The organism is Streptomyces sp. NPDC058864, from assembly GCF_042742985.1.
Classification (GTDB): domain Bacteria; phylum Actinomycetota; class Actinomycetes; order Streptomycetales; family Streptomycetaceae; genus Actinacidiphila.
This window is the reverse complement of sequence record NZ_JBHYMQ010000081.1, coordinates 1-23,599: the sequence shown is the minus strand read 5'-3', so window position 1 is coordinate 23,599 and position 23,599 is coordinate 1. Positions and strand designations below refer to the sequence as shown.

Annotated in this window: 19 protein-coding genes; 14 read left to right on the top strand and 5 right to left on the bottom strand. The window is 74.3% G+C overall.

Annotated elements, in window-relative coordinates; genetic code table 11:
• Positions 1 to 111 precede the first annotated feature (111 nt).
• The 3 genes from ACFW3D_RS36660 (at position 112) to ACFW3D_RS36650 (ending at position 4,773) form a co-directional block, all read left to right on the top strand.
• The gene (locus ACFW3D_RS36660; RefSeq protein ID WP_500512010.1) at positions 112 to 1,467 is read left to right on the top strand and encodes a tetratricopeptide repeat protein; all 1,356 of its coding nucleotides are present in this window, start codon (positions 112 to 114) and stop codon (positions 1,465 to 1,467) included.
• Complete coding sequence (locus tag ACFW3D_RS36655; protein ID WP_500512008.1) at positions 1,464 to 3,026, top strand: nickel transporter; 1,563 nt, start codon at positions 1,464 to 1,466, stop codon at positions 3,024 to 3,026. Before ACFW3D_RS36660 ends, ACFW3D_RS36655 begins: the two co-directional genes overlap by 4 nt.
• Positions 3,027 to 3,108: 82 nt before the next feature.
• Entirely contained in the window at positions 3,109 to 4,773 is a 1,665-nt protein-coding gene (locus tag ACFW3D_RS36650) for a serine/threonine-protein kinase (RefSeq protein WP_500512006.1), read from the top strand.
• 100 nt (positions 4,774 to 4,873) lie between these two features.
• Here the strand turns inward: ACFW3D_RS36650 and ACFW3D_RS36645 are convergent, their stop codons facing one another.
• Positions 4,874 to 5,665 (bottom strand): SGNH/GDSL hydrolase family protein, encoded by a 792-nt coding sequence (locus ACFW3D_RS36645; RefSeq protein ID WP_500512004.1) that lies wholly within the window; start codon positions 5,663 to 5,665, stop codon positions 4,874 to 4,876.
• Between the two features lie 383 nt (positions 5,666 to 6,048).
• Between ACFW3D_RS36645 and ACFW3D_RS36640 the strand changes: the two genes are divergently transcribed.
• From ACFW3D_RS36640 to ACFW3D_RS36610, 7 genes are all read left to right on the top strand, one after another.
• Positions 6,049 to 6,453 carry a hypothetical protein gene (locus ACFW3D_RS36640; RefSeq protein ID WP_500512002.1) on the top strand — a complete coding sequence of 135 codons (405 nt, stop codon included), beginning with the start codon at positions 6,049 to 6,051 and terminating at the stop codon, positions 6,451 to 6,453.
• Between the two features lies 1 nt (position 6,454).
• Positions 6,455 to 7,552, top strand: a complete 1,098-nt coding sequence (locus ACFW3D_RS36635; RefSeq protein WP_500512000.1) for a GNAT family N-acetyltransferase — start codon at positions 6,455 to 6,457, stop codon at positions 7,550 to 7,552.
• Between the two features lie 413 nt (positions 7,553 to 7,965).
• Positions 7,966 to 8,763, top strand: coding sequence for a glycosyltransferase family 2 protein (locus ACFW3D_RS36630; protein WP_500511998.1), 798 nt, complete (start codon positions 7,966 to 7,968; stop codon positions 8,761 to 8,763).
• Positions 8,760 to 9,722, top strand: a complete 963-nt coding sequence (locus ACFW3D_RS36625) for a glycosyltransferase family 2 protein (protein ID WP_500511996.1) — start codon at positions 8,760 to 8,762, stop codon at positions 9,720 to 9,722. Before ACFW3D_RS36630 ends, ACFW3D_RS36625 begins: the two co-directional genes overlap by 4 nt.
• Positions 9,723 to 9,789: 67 nt before the next feature.
• Positions 9,790 to 10,614, top strand: coding sequence for a polysaccharide deacetylase family protein (locus ACFW3D_RS36620; RefSeq protein ID WP_500511994.1), 825 nt, complete (start codon positions 9,790 to 9,792; stop codon positions 10,612 to 10,614).
• Entirely contained in the window at positions 10,607 to 14,368 is a 3,762-nt protein-coding gene (locus ACFW3D_RS36615) for a lipopolysaccharide biosynthesis protein (RefSeq protein ID WP_500511992.1), read from the top strand. The genes ACFW3D_RS36620 and ACFW3D_RS36615 overlap by 8 nt, the downstream gene beginning before the upstream one ends.
• A 96-nt stretch (positions 14,369 to 14,464) precedes the next feature.
• Positions 14,465 to 14,656: a hypothetical protein gene (locus tag ACFW3D_RS36610; RefSeq protein WP_500511990.1), complete on the top strand. Its 192-nt coding sequence runs from the start codon at positions 14,465 to 14,467 to the stop codon at positions 14,654 to 14,656.
• Between the two features lie 701 nt (positions 14,657 to 15,357).
• Here the strand turns inward: ACFW3D_RS36610 and ACFW3D_RS36605 are convergent.
• Complete coding sequence (locus ACFW3D_RS36605; RefSeq protein ID WP_500511988.1) at positions 15,358 to 16,779, bottom strand: xylan 1,4-beta-xylosidase; 1,422 nt, start codon at positions 16,777 to 16,779, stop codon at positions 15,358 to 15,360.
• A gap of 130 nt (positions 16,780 to 16,909) precedes the next feature.
• Here ACFW3D_RS36605 and ACFW3D_RS36600 point away from each other — a divergent pair, with 130 nt between their 5' ends.
• Positions 16,910 to 18,025: a DUF5925 domain-containing protein gene (locus ACFW3D_RS36600; RefSeq protein WP_500511986.1), complete on the top strand. Its 1,116-nt coding sequence runs from the start codon at positions 16,910 to 16,912 to the stop codon at positions 18,023 to 18,025.
• Positions 18,025 to 18,567, top strand: a complete 543-nt coding sequence (locus ACFW3D_RS36595; RefSeq protein ID WP_500511984.1) for a TrmH family RNA methyltransferase — start codon at positions 18,025 to 18,027, stop codon at positions 18,565 to 18,567. Before ACFW3D_RS36600 ends, ACFW3D_RS36595 begins: the two co-directional genes overlap by 1 nt.
• A gap of 18 nt (positions 18,568 to 18,585) precedes the next feature.
• On the opposite strand, the gene ACFW3D_RS36590 is transcribed toward ACFW3D_RS36595, so the two are convergent.
• From ACFW3D_RS36590 to ACFW3D_RS36580, 3 genes are all read right to left on the bottom strand, one after another.
• A complete protein-coding gene (locus ACFW3D_RS36590) occupies positions 18,586 to 18,960 on the bottom strand; it encodes a GntR family transcriptional regulator (protein WP_500511982.1) in 375 nt (124 codons plus the stop codon).
• Positions 18,957 to 20,123: a methyltransferase domain-containing protein gene (locus ACFW3D_RS36585; RefSeq protein WP_500511980.1), complete on the bottom strand. Its 1,167-nt coding sequence runs from the start codon at positions 20,121 to 20,123 to the stop codon at positions 18,957 to 18,959. The genes ACFW3D_RS36590 and ACFW3D_RS36585 overlap by 4 nt, the downstream gene beginning before the upstream one ends.
• 316 nt (positions 20,124 to 20,439) lie before the next feature.
• Positions 20,440 to 21,969 carry a carboxyl transferase domain-containing protein gene (locus ACFW3D_RS36580; RefSeq protein WP_500511978.1) on the bottom strand — a complete coding sequence of 510 codons (1,530 nt, stop codon included), beginning with the start codon at positions 21,967 to 21,969 and terminating at the stop codon, positions 20,440 to 20,442.
• A 487-nt stretch (positions 21,970 to 22,456) separates the two neighbouring features.
• On the opposite strand from ACFW3D_RS36580, the gene ACFW3D_RS36575 reads away from it, so the two are divergent.
• Entirely contained in the window at positions 22,457 to 23,212 is a 756-nt protein-coding gene (locus ACFW3D_RS36575) for a DUF2637 domain-containing protein (RefSeq protein WP_500511976.1), read from the top strand.
• 108 nt (positions 23,213 to 23,320) lie between these two features.
• Complete coding sequence (locus tag ACFW3D_RS36570; protein ID WP_499511037.1) at positions 23,321 to 23,545, top strand: hypothetical protein; 225 nt, start codon at positions 23,321 to 23,323, stop codon at positions 23,543 to 23,545.
• Positions 23,546 to 23,599: the final 54 nt, after the last annotated feature.

Here is a 23,599-nt window from a genome sequence, read left to right as displayed (position 1 = left end):
GCCGCCACCGGGCCCGAGGGCCCGGCGGAAGCCCACCGCACGGCACCCGGCCGGGGCGCACCGCAAGCGCCCCGGCCGGGCTCCACGCCATCATCCCGAAAGGCAGCAGCCATGGACGTACCGGCCCCGGGCCGACTGCGCGCCGCCGCTCTGTACGCGGCACTGGTGCTGGGCCTCGCACTGGCGCTCACCGCGGGCGCGCTGGTGCTCGGCGGGCCCTCCGCCCCGCGGGACACCGCGCGGGCCGCGGTGCCCGCCGCCGACGCACCGCTGGACCGCCTCGCCGAGGGCGACCTCGCGGGCGGCATCGCGGCCCTGCAGACGCATCTGCGAGCCCAGCCGAAGGACGCCGCGGGGTGGGCCGCGCTCGGCGCCGCCTACGTCGAGCAGGCCAGGACCAGCGGCGACCCGACCCGCTACCCGCAGGCCCAGGCGGCCTACACCCGCTCGCTGCGGATCTCGCCGCGCGACAACGACGCCGCCCTCGCCGGGCGTGCCGCGCTCGCCGCCGCCCGCCACGACTTCCGCGCCGCCCTCGCCGAGGCGGACCGGGCCCTGAAGGTCAACCCGTACAACGAGCGCGCCCTCGCCGTCCGTGTCGACGCCCTGGTCGAACTCGGCCGCTACGACGAGGCGCTGCGCGCCGCCGAGCACGCCGACGCGGTACGCCCCGGCATCCCGGTCTTCACCCGCCTCGCGTACGTCCACGAGCTGCGCGGAGACCCGGCCGGTGCCCGCCGGATCCTGACCCGCGCCCTGGACTCGGCCGCGTCCCCCGGCGACACCGCCTACGTCGCCACCGCGCTGGGCCAGCTCGCCTGGAGCCAGGGCCGTTACCCGGAGGCGCTGCGGCACTTCGCCACCGCGCTGCGCGCCGACCCCGGCTACCTGCCGGCGGTCGAGGGCCGCGGCCGTGCGTACGCGGCGCGCGGCGACCGGGAAAAGGCCCTGCGCGACCTGGGCCGGGTCGTCGACCGCTACCCGCTGCCGGCGCAACTCGCGGCGCTGGGCGAGCTGTACGAGGCCGCGGGGCAGAAGGAGCGGGCGCGGCAGCAGTACGCGGTCGTCGGCACCTGGATCGCCCTCGCCAGGGCGAACGGCGTCGCAACCGACCTGGACGCGGCGCTGGTCGCCGCCGACCACGGGGACGCCGCGGAGGCGCTGCGCGCGGCACAGGCCGAGTGGTCACGCCGGCGGACCGTCCACACCGCCGACGCGCTCGCCTGGGCCCTGCACGTCAACGGCCGTGACCGCGAGGCCCTGAGGTACGCCGAGCGCTCCTCGGCGCCGGGCTACCGCAACGCGGCCTTCCTCTACCACCGGGGCGTCATCGAGGCGGCTCTCGGCAGGCGCGAGGCGGCCAGGACGTCGCTGGCCGCGGCGCTCCGGCTCAACCCCGGCTTCTCCCCCAGCGCAGCCCCCGCCGCCCGCCGTGCGCTGGCACGCATCGAAGGAGACCCGTCATGATCCGGCGCAGGACGGCCGCCGCGGCGGCCGCGGCAGCGGCGGGAGCGGCTCTCGCACTGCTGCCCGCGGGGCAGGCGCAGGCGCATCCGCTCGGCAACTTCACGGTCAACCGCTACGACGGCCTGGTCGCCTCCCCTGGTGAGCTGCGGATCGACCACGTCGAGGACCTCGCCGAGATCCCCGCGGCGCAGGCCGTGCCCGAGATCGACCGCGACGGCGACCGGACCCTGGGCCGCGCCGAGTTGGCGGACTGGGCGGGCACGCGCTGCGACGCGGCCGCGGAGGGCGCGCGGGCGACCGTCGGCGGGCGCCGCGAACCGGTCGCGGTGCGGCGGGCCACGGCGGCCGTGCGGCCGGGGCAGGCCGGGCTGACGACGCTGCGCGTCGAGTGCCGGATGACGGCGCGCCTGCCGTCCGGGGAACCGGCGTCCCTCGACTACCGTCCGGCGGACATCGCCACCGGGCCCGGCTGGCGGGAGATCACCGCGCGCGGCGACCGCGTGACCCTCCACGGCGCCGATGTCCCGGGGCAGTCGGTGTCGCGGCGGCTCACCGCGTACCCGAAGGACCTGCTCTCCTCACCCGCCGACGAACGCGCGGCCGGTTTCCGGGTGACCCCGGGAGGCCCCGCGCTCGCCGCGGAGGAGGACGCCCCCGCTGCCGCCGGTGTGCTTCCGCGCGGCGCGGACCGCTGGACGCGGGCGCTCACCGACCTGGTGTCGCGGCACGCCCTCACCCCCGGCTTCGCCGCCCTGGCGCTGCTCACGGCGCTGGCGCTGGGCGCGATGCACGCGCTCGCGCCCGGGCACGGCAAGACGCTGATGGCCGCGGCGGCCGCGGCGGGTGGCCGGCGGTCGCGCCGGGACATGGTCGCGCTGGGCGCGTCGGTGACGGTCACCCACACCATGGGCGTGTTCGCGCTCGGCCTGCTGGTGACGACCGGTTCGGCCGCGGCCCCCTCGGTCATCGGCTGGCTGGGCATCGCGAGCGGGGTGCTCGTCGCCGGCGCAGGGGGCGCACTGCTCCGCCGCGCGTGGCGGCTGCGAGGCCGGACACACGGGCACGACCACGGGCACGGTCACGGGCACGACCACCCGCACCACCCCGTGCCCTCCCCCGGGACGGCGGCCCAAGCCGCGCCCGCCTCCGTCCTGACCGCCGAACGCCCCGCGCCGCGGCCCCCCGTCCACGTCCACCCGCACACCCACCCGCACGAGCCGCGGCCCACCCTCCGGGGCACGATCCTGCTGGGCTTCGCGGGCGGCCTCGTCCCCAGTCCCTCCGCGGTCGTCGTCCTGGTGGGCGCCGCGGCCCTGGGCCAGGCGTGGTTCGGCTTCCTGCTGGTCCTCGCGTACGGCGCGGGTCTGGCGATCACGCTCACGGCCGCCGGTTTCGCCGTCGTCCGCCTCGGTCGGCTGGCCGGGAAGGCGTCGGCGCTGCGGGCCCGCGGCCGGCTGTTCACGGCGGCGCGGCGGCTCGCGCCCCTGACCACGGCGACCGTGGTGCTGTTGCTGGGCTGCGGCCTGGTGCTCAGGGCGGCGCTTGCGATGGCCGGTTGAGGGAGCTTTCCGTCGAAAGGGTCCGTTCGGGAGGAAGTTCGGTCATGCTGGGCTGCGGGCGGAGCGAAGGGGGGACACGCCGATGACACGGCTCGTGGCGGGGCGCTACCGGCTGATCAGCGAGCTGGGCCGGGGCGGCATGGGTGTGGTGTGGCTGGCCCGGGACGAACTGCTGGGCCGCGAGGTGGCCGTCAAGGAGGTCAAGGCCCCACCGGGCCTGGAGGACCGCGAGGTCGAGCGCCTGTACGCGCGGCTGCAGCAGGAGGGGATCGCGGCCGCCCGGGTCGAGCACCCCAACGTCATCAAGGTCTACGACGTGGCCATGGCCGAGGGCAGCCCGTGGATCGTCATGGAGCTCGTGCGGGGCGTCACGCTCGACGACGTCCTCGACGCGGAGGGCCCCATGGACCCGCGGCGCGCCGCGGGCATCGGCGGCAAGGTGCTGGAGGCGCTGCGCGCCGGCCATGCCGCCGGGGTGCTGCACCGCGACGTCAAGCCGGGCAACGTGCTCATCGGCAACGACGGCCGGGTCGTGCTCACCGACTTCGGCATCGCCGTGATCGAGGGCTCCTCGGCGATCACCCGTACCGGCGAACTGGTCGGCTCACCCGAGTACCTGGCCCCCGAGCGGGCGCTCGGCCGCCGTCCGGGTCCGGAGTCGGACCTGTGGTCGCTCGGGGTGCTGCTGTACGTGGCGGTGGAGGGCGGTTCTCCGTTCCGCAGGGACACGGCGCTGAGCACGATGCGCGCGGTGGTGGACGAGGAACTGCCCGCGCCGCGCAGGGCCGGACCGCTCGCCCCGGTGATCACGGGGCTGCTGCACAAGGACCCGGCGGCCCGGCTCCCCGGCGAGGAGGTGCAGCGGCGGCTGGACGCCCTCGCCGCCGGGCGCACCCCTCCCGGGGCCGGAACGGCGTACGCCACCACGCAGGCCGCGGTGCCGCTGCCGCCGGGGCCGGACGGCGCGCGGGTCCGGTCCACGCCGGTCCGGTCGGCCCCCGTCTCCTCGACCCCGGTCTCCTCCACTCCGCTCGGGCCGACGGCCCCCGTCGGCACCGGATTCGGCGCCGCGTCCGCGGACGGCCCCCGGGCCCGGCCGCGCCGCGCGGTGGTGGCGATGGCGGCGGGCGTGCTCGCCCTCGCCCTGGGCATCGGGGGCGTGGCCTACGCCCTGTTCGACGAGGACCCGGCCGGCGGTTCCGGCCGCGGCACCACTGCCGGGAACACCCCGGGCGGCGGGCGGAGCCCGTCCGCCACCGGCTCGCAGGACGACGACAGCGGCGCGGACGCGAGCGGCTACGAGGCGACGGCGGGCGGGGGTTCGGGATCCCCGCACACCTCGGCGCCGCCCAGCTCGCCGGTCCACGTGAACGTCCACGTCACGGTGTCCGCCGTGCGCGACACCTACACCGGCGGCTGTCCGCCGCCCGCGGAACAGGCGCCGTCCTTCTCGGCGGTCGTCACGGTCGACCGCACTCCGGTGACGGTCACCTACCGCTGGACGTCGAGCGCCGGGGGTTCCGACCACGGCCGGCAGACCCTGGACTTCCCCGCGGGAGGCCCGAAGAGCCGCACCGTCCAGTACACGGAACCGTCCTACGAGCCGGACGGCGCGATCGAGGGCTGGGTCGCGGTCACCGTGCTGAGCCCGGTGGAGACGGAGTCCGGGCACGTCCCGTTCACGGTCACGTGCCTGGCGCCGAGCCCGTCGCCGAGCGGTTCCGACGGGACGTCGCCGACCCCCTGAGGGAGTCCGCGAGGCGGCACCGGCAGGGGCGAGGGGTGCCGGGTGGTGGCCCGGCACCCCTCGTCTCACGTCCGGGTGCTGCGCGCTGCCGTGCCGCGGGTCACGCGGCCGAGGTGAACACCGGCAGGTAGCCGCCGGACTGGCCGGAGGCGGTGGGGTGGTAGGACTCGTAGATGGGGAGGGTGAGGCTGTGCAGCCACGCCGAGCCCGAGCAGAGTTCGTGCCCGGTGAAGGTGCCGCGGACGTCGGCGAAGGCGTAGCCGTGGTCGGCGGCGCGCTTGGCGGTGACGGTGTCGAGGAGGTCGGCAGCGTCGTTGATGGCCCTGCGCTTGGTCTCGCTGAGGCCGATGCAGGTGGTGCCCAGCTTGTAGAAGCGCGGGTACCCGAGGACGACGACACGGGCCGAGGGGGCCCGCGAGCTGATGGCGTTGTAGACGGAGTCGAGGCGTGCGGGCAGCTGGTTGTTGGCGAAGTCCCTGGCCTGGTTGATACGGCTGAGGCAGGTGCTGTCGGAGTTGAGCACGCAGGTGGTCATGACGTCGGCGAAGCCGGCGTCGTTGCCGCCGATGCTGATGCTGACCAGGGTCGTGGCGGAGTTGAGCGGACCGAGCTGGTTGTTGAGCACGTCGGTCGTGGTCGCTCCCGAACACGCGGTGAAGGAGAACCCGGACGGGCTATGCGCGTTCGCCCACAACCGGGGGAACGCCTTGCTGCTGCGGTAGCAACTGCCGCTCGAGCTGTCGTAGCTGCCGGCGCCGACTCCGGCGGAGTACGAGTCGCCCAGGGCCACGTAGACGGGGCCGGCGGCTTGGGCGGAACCGGCACCGAACAGGGCGAGTACGGCGGTAAGGAGAAGTGTGGATGCGGCTGACACGAAACGGGACAGTCTCATGGAACCTCCCTTAGCAGGATCTCTGCCGCATCTTTCGTACCGCGCAGTAACACGTTCGGGAAGTGTCCATGCCAAGATTTCTTGACATGGACATTCCCGTACACGCTTCGCGATCGCCGCTGCGTGCACCAGAAGTGACGCCGCCTCGCCCGGCCGGCTCTACTCCCGTAGTTGGCGGGCCCTTTAGGGACCCCCGACGGCGGCCGCACTCGAACACACCACCCCGGCCGGGCGAACAGTTCGACGGAAATCGCCCACGCCGCAGGGGCATGTCACCCCTTCGGGGACGGCGGCCGCTTCTGTTCGTCCCTTCCTTGACGCACACGCCCGAATTGAGCGACATTGAACTTCTGCATCCGGCGTTTTGGGGGGCAAAGTCGCCAATGCAACCAACGCGTGGAGACAACGCATCCGGTCACCCGATCGGCAACGAATCACTTCCCCTGCTCGCGGGCGCCGCCGTGGGGGTCTGCGGGGTCGGCGCGGTGCTCGCGCTCGCGGACATCGCCTCGCCCGTCAGGGCACCGTTCACCTTCTTCTTCCTGCTGGCCGCCCCGGCGGCCGCGCTCGCCGGGGCACTGCGCTCCCTCGACCCGCTGAGCCGGGCGGTGGTGGCGGCCGGCGGCACGATCGTGATCGACCTGCTGGTGGCGCAGGGCATGCTCGCCCTGCACATGTGGTCGGCCCGCGGGGGTGTCGCGGTGATCGCGGCGCTGAGCGCCGCGCTGTTCCTGCTGCCGCTGCTGCGGCGCTCCCTTGCCCGGGCCGAGAGAAGGCGGACTCCGTAAAGTGGACATCACCGTGTACCGCCCCGGCGAGCTGACCGCCGCCGACCGGGCGGAGTGGACCCGCGTGCAGGACCAGGCCGTGGCCTCGGGCAGCCCGCAGCTGGGGAATCCCTTCCTGTCGCCCGAGTTCACGCTGGCCGTGGCGCACCACCACCGGGGCGTGCGCATCGCCGTGGTCCGTGAGGACGGCGTCCCGGTCGCCTTCTTCCCGTACCAGCGCTCGGCGGCCGGCGTGGGCCGGGCGGTCGGGCTCGGGCTCTCGGACTGCCAGGGGCTCGTGCACCGGCCGGGCTTCCAGTGGGACGCCCGGGAGCTGATGCGTGCCTGCGGCCTGGCCGTCTGGGAGTTCGACCACCTGATGGACGGCCAGAAGCCCTTCGAGGAGGGCGCGACCGGGACGTACCCCTCACCCGTCATGGACGTGGAACACGGGTACGAGGCGTATCTCGGCCATCTTCGCGCCCACTCGCCCAAGTTCCTGCGCACCACGCTCGCCAAGGAGCGCAAACTCGGCCGGGACGTCGGCGAGGTGCGCTACGTGCACGACGAGCGGGACGTCGCCGCACTTCGGGTGCTGATGGCGTGGAAGTCCGCCCAGTACCGAAGAACCGGGCGCAGCGACCGCTTCGCGCGGCCGTGGATCGTCGAGCTGGTCGAGCACCTCTTCCACACCCGCGCCGAGGGCTTCGCCGGACGGCTCTCGGTGCTCTACGCGGGAGAGCGGCCGGTCGCGGCCCACTTCGGGATGGTCACACCCGCCGTGCTGGCCTGCTGGTTCCCGGCGTACGACACGGAGTTCTCGAAGTTCTCACCGGGTCTGGTGCTGCACCTGCGGATGGCGGAGGGAGCCGCCGCCGAGGGGGTGGCCCAGCTCGACCTGGGCCGGGGACACAAGGAGTACAAGGAGTCGCTCAAGACGCGGGACCTGTCGGTCTCCGAGGGGTGGGTGACCCGTCGGCATCCGGTCGCACTCGGGCACCGCGCCCGGCGTGCGCCGGTGCGTGCGCTGCGCAACGCAGTGACGGCCCGGCCCGCTCTGCGGGAGCCCGCGGACCGGTTCCTCAAGCGTGTGGGGCGGTTGCGCGCCGGAGCTCAATAACGGACATTGCCGTACAGGCATGATCAATCAGACGAGTCCATGGCAATTTCTTAAAACGGTATTCACCCTGTCAGGTATTGCCATAGGGTCTCAATGCTCAATATTGTCGTACATCTATCCGCGGCGACCTGTCATGTACAGCGGCTCAAGGGGAGGGCCAGAGAGTCGCGACAGGACAACCGCGGGGCGCGGTAGGGGGGTGCCGTGCTCGGCCGCCGTCACACGTGTGCCGAGCCGCGAACCGCGCGGCCGGTCACGCATGCCCGCTCTTCCGGCCGGCCTGCGCACGGGACACCGACATGCCCGCCGTGGGCGGGGTCCCGTGCGGGGTGAGACCAACCCCCCTTTCGAACCGGACACGCCACAGGGCCACCCGGACGGGCGGCCCACCGGACGAGAGGGAAACACGACTCATGAGCTCCTTCCTGCACCCGGCAGCCACCGGGCAGGCGCAGACCGCCGCGGTCCTCGCGCCGGACCATTTCACGCCGGTCTCCACGCACTTGGCCATCGCTCCGCTGGTCAGCGTGGTCATCCCGGCGATGAACGAGGCGGAGAACCTGCCGCACGTGTTCGCCACCCTGCCGTCCTGGATCCACGAAGTGGTCCTGGTCGACGGCAACTCCACCGACGACACCGTCCGCGTCGCCCGCGAACTGCGGCCCGACGTGCGGATCGTCCCGCAGACCGGCAAGGGCAAGGGGGACGCCCTGATCGCCGGCTTCACCGCCTGCACCGGCGAGATCATCGTCATGGTCGACGCCGACGGGTCGGCGGACGGCTCCGAGATCGTCTCCTACGTCTCCGCCCTGGTCGCCGGGGCCGACTTCGCCAAGGGCTCGCGCTTCGCCAACGGCGGAGGCACCGACGACATGACCCCCGTCCGCAAGCTGGGCAACCGCGTGCTGTGCGCCGCCGTCAACGCCAAGTTCGGGGCCCGTTACACCGATCTGTGCTACGGGTACAACGCCTTCTGGCGGCACTGCCTGGACAAGATCACCCTGGACTGCACCGGCTTCGAGGTGGAGACCTTGATGAACATCAGAGTGGTCAAGGCCGGTCTGAAGGTCCAGGAGATCCCCAGCCACGAGTACGTGCGCATCCACGGCGCCAGCAACCTGCGGGCGGTCCGCGACGGGTTACGGGTCCTCAAGGTCATCCTCCGGGAGAAGAACGAGCGCCGCGCGGCCCGCCGCGAGGGGGCCCGGTGACCCACGAGGACCTCCTCCGGGTGTCCGTGGTCGTCTGCGCCTACACCGAGGACCGCTGGGAGGACATCCTCGCCGCGGTGGCCTCGGTGCACGCACAGCGCCACCCGGCCCACGAGGTGCTGCTGGTGGTCGACCACAACCCCGTCCTGCTGGCCCGGCTGACCCGCCGCTACGAGGGCACGGCCGTACGGGTGCTCCCCAACGCCGGGCCCCGCGGCCTGTCCGCGGGCCGCAACACCGGCATCGCCGAGTCGGAGGGCGAGGTCGTCGCCTTCCTCGACGACGACGCCGTCGCCGAACGCGACTGGCTGCACTGGTTCGCCGACGCCTACCGCGACCCGCAGGTCCTTGGCGTCGGAGGGCGCACCCGCCCGGTGTGGGCCTCCGGGAGCCGGCCGCGCTGGTTCCCGGAGGAGTTCGACTGGGTGGTCGGCGCCTCCTACCGCGGGCAGCCCGCGGGCCGCGCCCGGGTGCGCAACGTGCTCGGCGGCAACGCCTCGTTCCGGCGGATCGCCTTCGACATCGCCGGGGGCTTCGCCACCGGCATCGGCCGGGACGGCGACCGGCGGCCGCTGGGCTGCGAGGAGACCGAACTCTGCATCCGGCTCGCCCGGGCCAAGCCGGGCGGCCTGCTGCTCATCGACGACCGCGCCGTGATCTGGCACCGCGTCCCCGCCGCCCGGGAACGCTTCGGCTACTTCCGCACCCGCTGCTACGCAGAGGGCCTGTCGAAGGCCCTGGTCACGCGGAGCGTCGGTACGGAAGCCGGGCTCGAGACGGAACGGCGGTACGCCGCCCGGGTCCTGCCCGCCGGTGCGGCCCGCGGACTGCGCGACGCCCTCCGCGGGCGTCCCGGCGGCGCCGGCCGGGCCGGCGCGATCGTCGCCGGTGCCGCGACGACGGCCGCGGGCTACGCCGTCGCCCGGTTCCGCACCCGGGGGGAGGCCGGCCCGGCATGAGACCGCCCGGCACGAGACCGCCCGCCGCGCCCCCGTCCGACCACAACGCACCGGGAGGTGCCGTCGCATGACCGAGCCGGCCGGACAGGGGACAGGTCCCGTGCCGATCCTGATGTACCACGCCGTCACCGACACGCCCGCGCCCGCCACGCGCGGGCTGTCGGTCACCCCCGCCGCCTTCGCCGGGCAGATGGCGCTGCTCGGCGCACGGGGTTTCACCCCGCTCGGCACGACGGCGCTGGCTCAGGCGTGGCGCGCGGGGCGGCCGCTGCCGCCGCGCCCCGTGCTGATCACCTTCGACGACGGTTACGAGGGCGTGCACCGGCACGCCCTCCCCGTGCTGAAGGGCCTCGGCTTCCCGGCGACGCTCTTCGTCTCGACCGGCTGGTTGCGCGGGCCGTACGAGGTGCCGGGCGCCGCGCTGGACACCATGCTCGACTGGGAGCAGGTGCGCGAACTGGAGGCCGCCGGCGTGGAGATCGGGGGCCACAGCCACACCCATCCCCAGATGGACCAGCTCGACGACGAACGCCTCCGGTTCGAGGTGCTGCGCTGCAAGGAGGTCCTCGGCGACGAACTGGGCAGGCCACCGGTCTCCTTCGCCTACCCGTACGGCTACTCCAGCCGTCGCGTACGGCGTGCCGTGCGCTCCGCGGGCTTCACCTGCGCCCTCGCCGTCGGCAACGCCCTCGCGGACCGCCGGCGGCAGGCGCCGTACGCGCTGGCCCGGGTGACCGTGCGCCGGAGCACCGGGATCGAGGAGTTCGAGCGGCTGGTCGAGGGCCGCGCCGTCGCCCTGGACTTCGCCAAGGACCGGGCGCTGACCGAGGGGTACGCCCTGGTCCGCAGAGCCCGCCGGTGCCTGCGGAAGGTGCGCGAGACCCGTGTCTGAGACGACCGCCACCACGAGCACGACCACCGCGGACCCCGGCGCCGCAGACCCGCCCGCGCCCGCCGCCACGGGCGGCGGCCCCGCCGACGGCGGCCCGGGCGGAGGGACGTCCGACCGGCACGGCGGCAACCAGCTGTTCCGCAACGCGTACGCGCTGATGCTCAACACCGGCGTCTCCGCGGTGCTGGGTCTCGGCTACTGGCTGGTCGCCGCGCGCTACTACACCGAGGACGCGGTCGGCCAGGGCTCGGCGGCGATCGCCGCGATGAAGTTCCTCGCCGGGCTCACCGCCGTGACGCTCACCGGGGCGCTGGCCCGGTTCATCCCCGTCTCGGGGCGCCGCACCGGCCGGCTCATCTTCGGCACGTACGCCGGGAGTTCGGCCGTCGTTGCGCTCGCCGCGGCGGTCTTCCTGCTGACCCTGGACTTCTGGGGTCCCTCGTACCGTTTCCTGCACGGACCCGTCAACGGGCTCGGCTTCCTCGCGGCGGTCGTCGGCTGGTCGCTGCTGACCCTGCAGGACGGGGTGCTGACGGGGCTGCGCAGCGCGGTGTGGGTGCCGGTGGGCAACACCGTCTTCTCCGCGGCCAAGCTGGCGCTGCTGGTGGGCATCGCCGCGGCCGTGCCGACCGCGGGGGTGTTCGTCTCGTGGGTCGCCGCGATCGCCCTGTCGGTGGTGCCGCTCGGCTGGCTGGTCTTCCGGCGGCTGGTGCCCCGGCACGTCAAGGCCACCGAGGGCACCGCGGCACCGCCGCGCCCGCGCGAGATGCGGCGCTTCCTCGCGGGGGACGCGACCGGCTCCTTCTTCGCCCTGGCCGTGGTCTACCTGGTGCCGGTGATCGTGGCCTCGCAGATCAGCTCCGCGGACAACGCGTACTTCTACATCACGATGACGATCGGCGGCACGATCGACCTGCTGGCGATCAACATGGGTGCCTCGCTGACCGTCGAGGGCGCGCACGACCCGTCGCGGATCGCCGAGAACTGCCGCGCGGCCCTGCGCCGGATGGCCAGGATCATGGTCCCGATCGCCCTGTTCATGGTCGTCTTCGCGCCGCAGATACTCGGCGTCTTCGGGGAGGGCTACGCGCGGGAGGGCGCGCCGCTGCTGCGGCTGCTGGCGCTCTGCTCGCTGACCCGGGTCCTGATCGAGGTCTACTTCGGCATCCTGCGCGCCCAGAGCCGCACCGGCCTGCTCGCCTTCCTGCAGGGGCTGCTGTGCGTCCTGGTGCTGGGATTCACCCTCGCGCTGCTGGGCCCGCTGGGGATCACCGGCGCGGGCTGGGCCGAGCTGGGCAGCCTGCTCGTCATCGCCGTGGTCTCGCTGGTCGGGCTGCGGCGGCTGATCGCCGGGGCGGCCGCCGCCCCCGCCGGGACCGGGACGCCGCCGGACGGTCCGGCCGGCCCCGCGCCGCAGAAGGCGGAGGCGGCAAAGGCGGCGGAGGCGGAGAGCGCGGCCGCCGGCGAGGACCTGGAGATCGTCTACGGCACGCGCTGGGCGCGCGCCGCCGCGCTGGACAGCGACACGCTCCAGCTCGGCGTACGCATGGACTTCGACCATCCGGAGCGGCGTCCCTACGTGACGCCTCCGCAGGGCACCGCGCTGCCAGTGCCGCCGTCCGTGCCGCCGTCCGCGACGGCACCCCGGGCGCTCCCGGCGCCCTCCGCACCCCCGCCGCGCAGGACCCATGAGTCCTCGTCCGCCGGACCGCGCGATCCGGGCCCGCCCGCGCAGGCGCCCCCGCAGGAGGGGCGACCCGGGCGCGCCCGGCTGCTCGAACTCGCCGTGTGGGGGCTGCTGCTGTGCGCCCTCGGCCTGTACTGGCTGCCCCTTCGCGGCCTGGACGACGCCTCGCTGGACGCCATGGACGGGCTCGGCCTGGTCTCCGTCCTGCCGCCGGCGACACTGGCCGGCGCCGCACTGCTCGTCCTCGCGTTCGTCTGCGGCCTGTGGCTGCCCGGACGGCGGCCGTGGCTCCTGGCCGCCGTCCTGCTGGCGACCGTGGTGTCGCTGCACGCCGTCCCGGCCGTGCTGGAGGAACAGCCGCGGTTCGCGACGGCGTGGCAGCACGCGGGCTTCATCGACTTCATCGGCCGGACCGGGGACGCCGCGCCCGACATGGACGCCCGGTTCTCGTGGCCCGGCTTCTTCGCGGCGGTCACGCTCGTCGCCTCCGCCTGCGGGGTCACCGACCTCACCGAGGTGCTGCGCTGGTGGCCGCTGGCCGTGCAGCTGCTCGCCCTGGCCCCGCTGGCGCTGCTGCTGCGCGCGGTGCGGGCCGGCCGGCGGGCCAAGTGGTGCGCGGCGTGGCTGTTCGCGCTGTGCGGCTGGGTGGGGCAGGACTACTTCTCCCCGCAGTCCGCCAACTACCTGCTCTACCTGATGTTCGTCGCCGTGCTGCTGGTGTGGTTCCGTGCCGCCGGCCCGTCCGCGGGCAGGCTCATCCCGGGCGAGGCCGACGTACCGCCGGTGGGCCGCAGCGAACGGGCGCTGCTGCTCGCACTGCTGGTCGGGCTGTTCGCCGCCTCGGTCGTCAGCCACCAGCTGACCCCGTTCGTCATGCTCGGCGTGCTGACGGTGCTGGTGCTCGTCCGCCGCTCCACTCCGCGCGGGCTGCCGCTGCTGTGCGGGGTGCTGCTCGTCGGGTGGATCTGCTTCGTCGCCGAGCCGTACTGGTCGGGTCACTTCGACGAGCTGTTCGGCGGCATGGGCTCGCTCGGCGGCAACGTCTCCTCCAGCGTCTCCGGGCGCATCGAGGGCGGCAGCACCGTCCACAAGCTGGTGCTGTACGTGCGGGTGGCGCTGGCCGGCGCGGTCATGGCGCTGGCGGCCCTGGGATGGCTGCGCCGCCGCTGGGCGGGGATCGGCGACCGGGCGCTCCTGGTGCTGCTGGTCGTGCCCTTCCTGGGCTTCGGCATGCAGTCCTACGGCGGCGAGATGGCGCTGCGGGTGTTCCTCTTCGCCCTGCCCGGTGCCTGTGTGCTCGGGGCGCTGGCGATCTTCCCGCGCAGCTCCTCGGACCGCGGATGGCGCGGTCCCGTCGCGGCACTGCTCGCCGGCTGGGTGCTCATCGCGGGCTTCCTCGTGGCGCGCTGGGGCAACGAGTCCTTCGAGCGGGTCCGCACGGGCGAGGTCGCGGCCATGGAGTACGTCTACGAGCACGACAGACCCACCGCACGGGTGGTCTGGCTCAGCACCGACCCCGTGGACGACGTCACGCCCAGCCTGCCGTGGAACGCCCGCGACATGGAGCGCGTGACGTACGTGCCGGTGCTCGCGCCGCGCGATCCGGTGCTGGTGGGTCCGCTGGTGGAGGCGCTGCGCGACGCCGGGCCCAACTCGTACCTGATGGTGTCGCGCGGGCAGAACACCTACCTGCAGCTGGACGCGGGCTTCTCGGCGACCTGGCCGGACAGGCTGCTGCGCTCGCTCGACGCGCGCCCGGAGCTGCGGACGGTGCTGCGCGACGGGGACGCGACGCTCTACGAGCTGCGGGATCAGCCCGCCGACTGGCCGGTGCCGGAGCCGCGGCCGGGCCGTGTCTTCCCGGTCGTCACCTGGAACGCCTGGACGGCGGCCGGTGTGCTGGCCGGGGTGGCGCTGCTGGTGCTGCTCGGCGCCCGCGAGCTGGCCCGTGCCACGGTGCCCGAGGCGCGGCGGCGGCGCGGCATGCGGATCTCGCTGGCGGCGGCGGTGCCGCTGCTGCTGGTGTTCCTGGCGGCCACGGTCGAGAGGTTCCTGACCCTGCGCTGACCGGACGTGCCCCCGCCGGCAGCGGCGGAGGCACGTCGGGGGGAACACCTGACCGGGCCCCCGCGTTCTCGTGGCAGGAGTGAAGGAGGTGGCCCGATGACCGAGGACCCGCGCCACGACGAGGCCGCACCACAGGACGAGGCGGCGCAGTCCCGCCGTGCCCGGTTCGGGAAGCTGCCGGACCGGATACGCCCGGAGGACACCTTCGTGGAGACCCCGGCCACGCCCCCGGCCCCGGACAGGGACACCTTCAACCCGGACGAGTGGCTGATCCGCAACGTGGGCTGACCGCAGCGCTCCGGATGCCGTGCCCCACGGGGTTCCCTCCGCTGGTGGTTCGGCTGTCCCCCCGTCTCGCGCCCTACGGGCGCAAAGCGGCGGGCTGCGGACGGGGAGGGCGGGTGTGCCCTTCTCGGCGGTGTGCGGGTCGGTGGTCGGCCGGGGTTCGGGCGCCGGAGCGGGTGCCTTTCCGGGGCCTTGGGTCTCGTTGCCGTCCGCGGGTGCAGATGGCCGCTTCCACGCCTTCGGTGGGTGGGTGGCGCGCCCGCCGTGACCGGCGTCTGCGGCTGATTCGGGGTGCTGTTGAGCCGCCCACGGGATATCGGGCTCTGTTTCGCCGACATGTTCGGCGGAACAGGGCCCGATCTTCGGGACGGGCGAGATCGGGCTCGCTTTCGCCGACTATGTCGGCGGAACAGAGCCCGATGTCGGGGAAGCACCCGCAGACGCCGGTTACGGCGGGCGCGCCACCCACGAACGGTGGGCGTCGCAACCGGCCATCTGCACCCGCGGACGGCGACGAGACCGCAACCGTACGAGCAACCGGCCCCGCTCCGGCGCCTGAACGCCGCCCACCAAACCGCCCGCACCCCATCGGAGAGGGTCGCCCCCACCTCCCCTTCCGCAGCCCGCGTCTTTCCGCCCGAAGGGCGCGAGACGGCGGGACAGCCGAACAGCCCACGCCACCACACCCCCACCGCATCCCGCGCCTATCCGCGGGTCAGCCAGTGGACGCCGTAAGCGGGAAGGTCGAAGGAACGGCCGTCGACCTCGGCGCTTATGGCGCGGCCGAGGGTGTTGACGACCAGGGCGGTGCGGTCGTCGGCGAGGACGCGGACGTTGGGCCGGTCGTCGTCCGCGACGGGGACGTCACGGAAGCGGGTGCCCGGCGGGAAGGCGGCGGCGAAGCGCCGGAGCAGGTCCATCATGGGCAGCTGCCTCCCGCCGCCCGAGGCGAGTTCGGTGCTGGTCCACAGGCAGCCGGGGCAGGCGCGGCCGCGTTCCTGGGGGTTCCAGTAGAAGGCGGCGTCGGCGCCGCCGCGGGCCAGCTCCATCATCGCGGTCGCCTGCACGGCCGTGCGGTGGCGCTCGTCCCAGCCGGTGCTGCCGTCGTCGGGCTCCACGTACCACTCGGCCCACCACAGGGGCAGCCCGCCGCTGCGCTCCTTGAGCCAGCGGCCCACCGCGGCGAACTTCTCGGTGGCGGCGAACTCATCGGGCCGCATGCGGTCGTCGCGGCTGGTGCTGGAGCCGTCGGCGACGATGAAGTCGGCGCCGGCCTTGTGCTCCAGCCAGTAGTCGACGGCGTCCAGGGCCCGCCGGTCGGCGGCGCCCCAGGGGCCCTTGAGGGTGGCGGAGGCGTCGCCGTTGCCGTCGTCGCCCGGGGCGAAGCTGTCCATGACGAGGTAGGGGCCGCCGACGAGGTTGCCGGGGTTCACCTTCTTCAGGGCCCGGAACACCCGGTTGTAGAGGTCGGTGTAGCCCTCGTAGTCCCAGCGCTGCCGGCCGTCGTTCCAGAAGCCCTTGAACTCGTTCCAGACGATGAAGTGCCGCACGTCCGGGTAGCGGCGGGCCACGGTGGCCGCGAGCGCGGCGAAGTCGTCGAAGTGCGCGCGGTCGGGGGCGACCTCGAGCCGTGACCAGTCGGTCGTCCCGGCCTTGCCCCCCTTCATCCAGTCCGGGGCGCAGCACAGGGTGATGACGGGCGTGCCGCCGCTGGCGCGGACCAGGTCGACACGGTCGTCGAGCTCCCCGAAGTCGTATCTCCCGGGTGAGGGTTCGGGGTTGTCGGCGCCCCAGCCCATGATCGCCTGGTTCTGGGGCAGCGGACGCTCTGACAGCAGCCGCTCCGCGGACCGCTTGGCCGTGGCGCCGCCGTGGTCCGAGCTGTACTCGGTGTGGGTCAGGCCGAAGCCCAGCCCGGTCGTGGGCCTGCCGGTGGGCGTCGCCGGGGGACCGTGCACCCCGCCCCCCGCGCCGCTGCTGCCGCGCGCGGTGCTGCCCGCGCCGCCCCCGAGATCGCACATCGCCAGCAGGAGGACGAGGGCGGCCACACCGACGCCCAGGAGCACGGTGACACCTCGTCGCCCCGCCCCCGGCAACCCCATACGCACGTTCGCATGACGTCCCATCACCCGTCAGGGTAACCGGCGCGATGCCCGGATCGGGCCGGTTTCACCAGCCGTTCAGGGATTCAGGGGGATTCCGCCACTCCGCAAAAACCCGGTGCGAATGCGGACCTTGTGCCGGATCATGAGCGGCATGCCCGACGCAACGCCCCCGCATCGCGCCCTGTCCATCCGTCTCGGCATGAACGACGACGACTCGCCGTCCGACGCCATCGACGCCCTGTTCCTCAGCCGCTTCGTCACCGGCGAGCAGCCCCACTCGTGCGGCACGTCCCTGGACCGGGTCAAGTCGGGGCTGACGCTCGTCCCGCGGGGCGGGTCGGTGCTGCGCTCCGCGCGGGACAAGGACCGCGGCGCGGTCCTCGCCGAGGGCGACGGGTGGACGATCCTCGTCTCGCGCTGGCACCGCCGGGCCGACGTGACGGTGACAGCGGTCAGCGAGGAACTGGCGCGGCGCGTCCTGGCCGAGGCCGTCGAGGACGCCGAGGACCAGCCGGAACCGCAGCCCGACGACGTGACCATGGGCTTCTGGTACGTCGCGCCGCGCCGCGGGCCGCACCGCATCACGCGGCAGATCAGCGCCGCCCCCTGGGACGACGTGCGGGGCAACTACACGGCTCCGGTGGCGGAGGCCATGGACGGGCTGATGAAGCTCACCGCCGACGACGTCAGCGGCCGGCTGCTGCTCCTGCACGGCCCGCCGGGCACCGGCAAGACCTCCGCGCTGCGCACGCTGGCCCGTGCATGGCGCGACTGGTGCCAGGTGGACTGCGTCCTCGACCCCGAGGTGCTCTTCAACGACGTCGGCTACCTGATGGAGATCGCCATCGGCGAGGACGACGCCGAAGGGCCGGGCCGCTGGCGGCTGCTGCTCCTGGAGGACTGCGACGAGCTCATCCGCGGCCAGGCCAAGCACCAGACCGGCCAGGCCCTGTCACGGCTGCTGAACCTCACCGACGGCCTGCTCGGCCAGGGCCGCAACGTGCTGGTCGGCATCACCACCAACGAGGACCTGGAGCGGCTGCACCCGGCGGTGGTCCGCCCCGGCCGCTGCCTGGCCCGGATAGAGGTGGGTCCGCTGACCCGCGCCGAGGCGACCGGCTGGCTCGGCACGTCCGAGGGCATCGGCCGGGACGGCGCAACGCTCGCCGAGCTCTACGCGCTGCGCCGCGCCGCCTCCTCCTCGGGCGGCACCGCGCTCCCCCACCAGACGACCCCGGCCTCCGCCTCCGGAGGCCTCTACCTCTGATGGCCGGGGGTCCCCCCGCCGGAGCGCGGGGGAGGATCCGGACCCGCACCCCGGCGGAACTGCGCCGCAACCGCCGTCCGCGGTCGCACGGCTGCTGGGACCACCTGTACGCGGCGCCTCTGTGGCCGCTGCACGGCGCCAACCTGGGGACGCTGCTGCGCACCTGCGACGCGGTCGGCGCGTGCCTGGTCGTCCCCCGCTTCCCCTGGGTGCCGGAGGCGCTCGCCCGGGGCAACACCCTGCGGCGGCCCGCCTGCGTGCACTGGACCGGTGATCCCCTGGGCTGGCTGCAGCGGCAGCGCGACCGCGGGGCGCACGTCGTCGGGGTCGAACTCGCCGACGAGGCCGTACGGCTGGCGGACCTGCCGGCCGCACGGCGCACCACGGTCGTCGTGCTGGGTCACGAGCAGCAGGGCATCCCGCCGGAGGCGCTCGACCTGCTCGACCTCGCCGTCGAGATCCCCATGGTGGGCACGGGCGCCAGCCTCAATGTCGCGGTCGCCGGCTCGCTGGCGCTCTACAAGCTGGCCGGGCTGCTGTGAGCGGTGCGACCGCGGAGCCTACGCCTCGTACGCGGCGCGCAGCGCCTCCCGCACGGCGGCCTCGGCGGCGGCCCGGTCCAGCCCGAGGCGCCGGGCCCGCTGGGCGTAGCCGGACGCGGCGGCGGCCGCCTCCCGGGCGGCCGCGTCGCCCGCGGCGGCGACGAAGGTGCCGTTGCGGCCGCGGGTCTCGATCACACCGTCCTCCTCCAGGGCGCGGTAAGCCTTGGCCACGGTGTTCGCCGCCAGCCCGAGGTCGTCGGCGAGGCCGCGGACGGTCGGCAGCCGGTAGCCGACCGGGAGGGCCCCGGAACGGGCCTGGTCCGCGATCTGCGCGCGCAGTTGCTCGTAGGGCGCGGTGGCCGCGTCGGGCCTGACGGTGATCTTGAGGCTCACGGTGTGTCGTCCTCCCGGCGGGACGGATCGGCGCTGTTTGTCGCGGCCATTGTGCTGCACGCGCCGTCCGCGAGGACGACGGCACGGCCGGGCCCCGCCGGGTCGTGGGCGATCGTGTCGCCCGGCTCGTGCAGGTGCAGTACGAAACGCTCGCCCCCGCGGTAGGCCTCCAGGCCGGCCCTGCAGTACGCCACCATGTCGTCGGGCAGCGCGTCCAGGGGGAACCAGCCGAGCTCCGAGCACTTCTCCGGCTCGCGGTTGACCGGCTCGTGGATGGTGCCGTCCGCCGTGAAGAACCAGCCGACGCGCTCGCCCCCGCCGGGCGCGCGATGCTGCATGACGAGGGCGACGGAGACGTCCTCGGGGCGCAGGACGACGCCCACCTCCTCGTGGGCCTCACGGATCATGGCGGTGAGGACGTCCTCGCCGTCCTCGACGTGGCCGGAGGGGGCGTGCAGCAGGCCGTCGGCGTATCCGGTGTTGACCCGGCGGCCGAGCAGGACCTCGTCGCCGCGACGGAGGACGAGGTGCACGTCGACGATCTCCGTGTGCCTGCGGGGCTGCTTGATCCGCACGACCGCGACATAGCGCTCGTCGTGGACCGGGCGGCCCCACAGCGAGCTGTCGTGGGCGAGCTGCTCGACCTGGGTGTGCTCGGCGAGCGGCCGCACCATCGCGGCCAGTTCCGCGGCGCCGATGCCCGCGGGCTCGGACTCTCCCCAGCGTCCCTCGACCAGCACCAGGCGTCCGCCGCGGCGCAGCAGCCGGGCCCAGCGGCGCAGCACCGCGGCGGGGTCGGGCAGCGCCCACAGCAGGTGGCGGACGAGCACCACGTCGAACCGGCCCTCCGCGACGGGCGGTTCGACCGCGTCCCCGAGCAGGACGCGGGCCCCGGTGCCGGCCAGCTTCGCCCGGGCCAGTGCGGCCATGCGCGGTGAACGGTCGACGCCGGTCACCCGGTGCCCCTGCTCGGCGGCGAGCCGCGCGAGGCTGCCCGTACCGCACCCGAGGTCGAGCACGTCCGCCGGAACACCCGGCAGCCACCCCCGCATCCGCGCCCCCCACGCCTCCCTCACCTCGGGCTCCCGCAAGCCGTGGTCCGGCTCCTCGTCGAAGCGGTCGGCCACGCTGTCCCAGTACGCGTCACTGCTGAGTTCGCCCACCCCGTGATCCTTCCACCCGCCACCGACAACGCCTCCGCGTCGGGGGGATTCGGTGGACGCGGCCCGCATGAGGCGCCGCCGTGACCGAGGTTGGGCGCAGCACCTCGCGCTGGTGACCGTGGGACCTCCGCCCGCCCGCCGACGCCAAGACCGACCGGAGAGCCGCACGCGGCGCGGAGGTCGACGGCGGGCAGCCCGCCACCGGAAGCGGGGCACCTCCCGGCGGCGGCCGCGGGGCGCCGCCCCCGCGCGGGCACCGGCGACGTCCCCGACCCGCATCCCGGTCACCGCGGCGCGGCGCGGCGCGGCAGGGGCGTCAGCTCAGGCCGAGGTTGCGGTAGCGGGTGCGGCGGGCGGCGAGGCGGACGGCGCGGGGGCGGGTGCGGAGGGACGCGAGTTCCGCGCCCAGGACCGCGCCGAGGCGGGCGAGGAACGCCTCGGGCTCGTCCGCCGCGTCGGGCGTCTCCTCCACCACGCGGTCGACGATCCCGTGCGCGGCCAGGTCCGCCGACCGCACACCCTGGCGTCCGGCCACCTCGTACGCCCGCTCCGTCGTCCGGTACAGGATCGCGGAGGCACCTTCGGGCGGCAGCGGGGAGAGCCACGCGTGCCGTGCCGCGACCACCCGGTCCGCGGGCAGCAGCGCGAGGGCGCCGCCGCCGGCGCCCTGCCCGAGCAGCAGGCACAGCGTGGGCGCGGGCACGGACATCAGGTCGGCGAGGGAGCGGGCGATCTCACCCGCGAGGCCGCCCTCTTCGGCCTCCCGGGAGAGCGCGGCGCCCGCCGTGTCGACGACGGACAGCAGGGGCAGGTCCAGTTCGGCCGCGATGCCCATGCCGCGGCGGGCGACCCGGAGACCGGCGGGGCCGAGCGCGGGCGGCCGGCCGTCGGCGGTCTCGCGCCGGTCGTGGCCGAGGACGACGCAGGGCGTGCCGCCGATGCGGGCGAGCGCGAGCAGGAGTCCCGGGTCGCGCTCCCCCGCGCCGGTGCCGCTGAGCGGGGTCACGTCCCGGGCGGCGGCCTCCAGCAGGGCGCGCAGCCCGGGCCGTTCGGGCCGCCGTGAGCGCCGGATGGACTCCGCGGCCGCGGGAACGGGGACGGGCGCGGCGGGCTCCGGTCCGGCCCCGCCGGAGTCCGGAGCGCCCGCCGTGTCGCCGCACAGCACCCCGAGGGCGCGTGCCGCGGCGTCCGCGAGCTCCCCGGAGGGCAGGACCGCGTCGACGATGCCGTGGGCCAGCAGGTTCTCCGCGACCTGGACGCCGGACGGGAACTCCTCCCCGTACAGCGCCTCGTGCACCCGCGGGCCGAGGAAGCCGATGAGCGCACCGGGTTCGGCGGCGGTGACGTGCCCGAGGGAGCCCCAGGACGCGAAGACCCCGCCCGTGGTCGGGTGCCGCAGGTGGACCAGGTACGGCAGGCCGGCGGCCTTGTGGTCGGTGATGGCCGCCGCGACCTTGACCATCTGCAGGAACGCGATGGTGCCCTCCTGCATCCGCGTCCCGCCCGAGGCGGGCGAGGCCAGCAGCGGCAGCCGCTCGCGGGTGGCCCGTTCGACGGCGCATACGAGGCGTTCGCCCGCCGCGACGCCGATCGAGCCGCCCAGGAAGCGGAACTCGCCCGCGACGACGGCGACCCGGCGGCCGCGGATCCGTCCCTCCCCGGTGACGACCGACTCGTCGAGCCCGGTGCGCTCACGGGCCACGGCGAGTTCGGCGCGGTACCCGGGGTCGTCGAGGTACCCGGGCAGGGCGGCCACGGGCTCGTCCCAGCCGTGCCAGCTGCCGGGGTCGACGACGGCGTCGACGAGCGCGAGGGCGGCCGCGCGGCGGTGCGTCGGTTCGGTCATGACGCCACCCTAGGGTGCCCCCCTGGGCCTGTGGCCAGGGCCAACACCTCACGGAACACGGGGCGGAGGTCACTCGTTCGGCGCAACTCCATCACGGGCCGGGGGTCGTTGTGGGGATGTGGTCACAGTCGATCCCCAGAACGCGCCGGGGGCGCCGTCCGGGAGTGAGGTCCCCCGGACGGTCCCGGCGCCCATCCGCCGCAGCCGTCCGTACCGCCCGCCGGAAGGCCTCCCCCTCGGGGAATGGGTCTTCGTCCCGGGAACGGCGGGATTCTTCGGCCGGAGTTCGGACGCCTACATCGAGCGCGGCGAGGAGCACATTCCACTCGTGTACTGCTCCTCGGAACTGGAACAGTTCGCCAACGAAATGGTCGGGATCGAGGGGGATTTCACCCGTCGCTGCTCCGGCATCGATCTGGACGGGCGGTATTAGGGCGTGCATTCCCCGTATCCCCCGCACATGCCCGGCCCCGACAGGAATTCCTTCATGCCGCCTTTGCAGGACCGTTTCCGCTTCGAGAACGACATGCCGTACGAGGACCACCTCAACGGGCACACCATTTACAGTCCCCGCCAGCCCCCGGACGACACTTCGGGGAACGGCGTCTTCTCCGCCCCGGACTACGACGTCCTGAACGGGGTGTGGACGTCCGAGGAGGAATTGGCCCAGCTCCTCGAACCCGCTTTGCCGGACGAGGTGGACCAGGACGAGGACGACGACGTCTTCGCCGCGCCCTCCCCGGAGTCCGCGACCCACGAGCTGCCGCTCACCCGGCACCGGCACCGCCGGATCCGCCGGGCGGCACTGCGGCAGAAGGTGGCCAGGACCCAGACGCTGAGCTTCGTCGTCGCGGCGGTGGCCGCCACGATCGTGGCCATGGTGAGCGTGCTCGGCGGGATGGTCGCGCACGACCCGCTGCGCCACATCGCCGCCACCAACGGGGCGTCGGGGCTCGCGGACTGGTGGCCGCTGCTGGTCTACGGCCCCTGGATGGTGGCCTCGTTGTCGATCCTGCGCGCCGCGCTGCACCAGCGCCGGGCCCCGCACTCCTGGGCGGTCGTGCTGCTCTTCTCGGCCTTCGCGATCCTGTTCTGCGTCGCCTCGGCCCCCCGGACGGTCACCGACTGGACCGTCGCCAGCCTTCCCGCCATCGCCGCGCTGTCCTGCTTCCACCAGCTCGTACGGCAGATCACCCTCACCCACCCGCCGCGGCGCACCTCCCGCAGCCGGCACTCCTCCTGAGGGCCGGCGCGGTGAACGCGTCCATGATCCGCATCATTGACGTGTCCATTGCGACAATGTGAGGATGCCGGTGATCCGGTCGAACAACGAGCCTTTCGTGGAGGGGACATGAACAAGCGCAGGGGCGCCTCGGTCGCCGTGGCAGTGGCCGCGACGCTCACCGGGATGCTGGCGCTCGCCGCCCCGGCGAACGCGAGCGTGCCGTACAAGGTGTACTCGACGAGCGCGGCCTGCAAGACGGCCGGCCAGAAGTTCGTCGACTCCGGCCAGGCCTACCAGTACACGTGCACGTGGGACAGCCCGGGATACCTCCTGACGCTCTGGCTCGGCTGACGGCCGGCGGACCGCACCCACGCACGGCGGCGGCGCCGGACAGGAGTCCTGTCC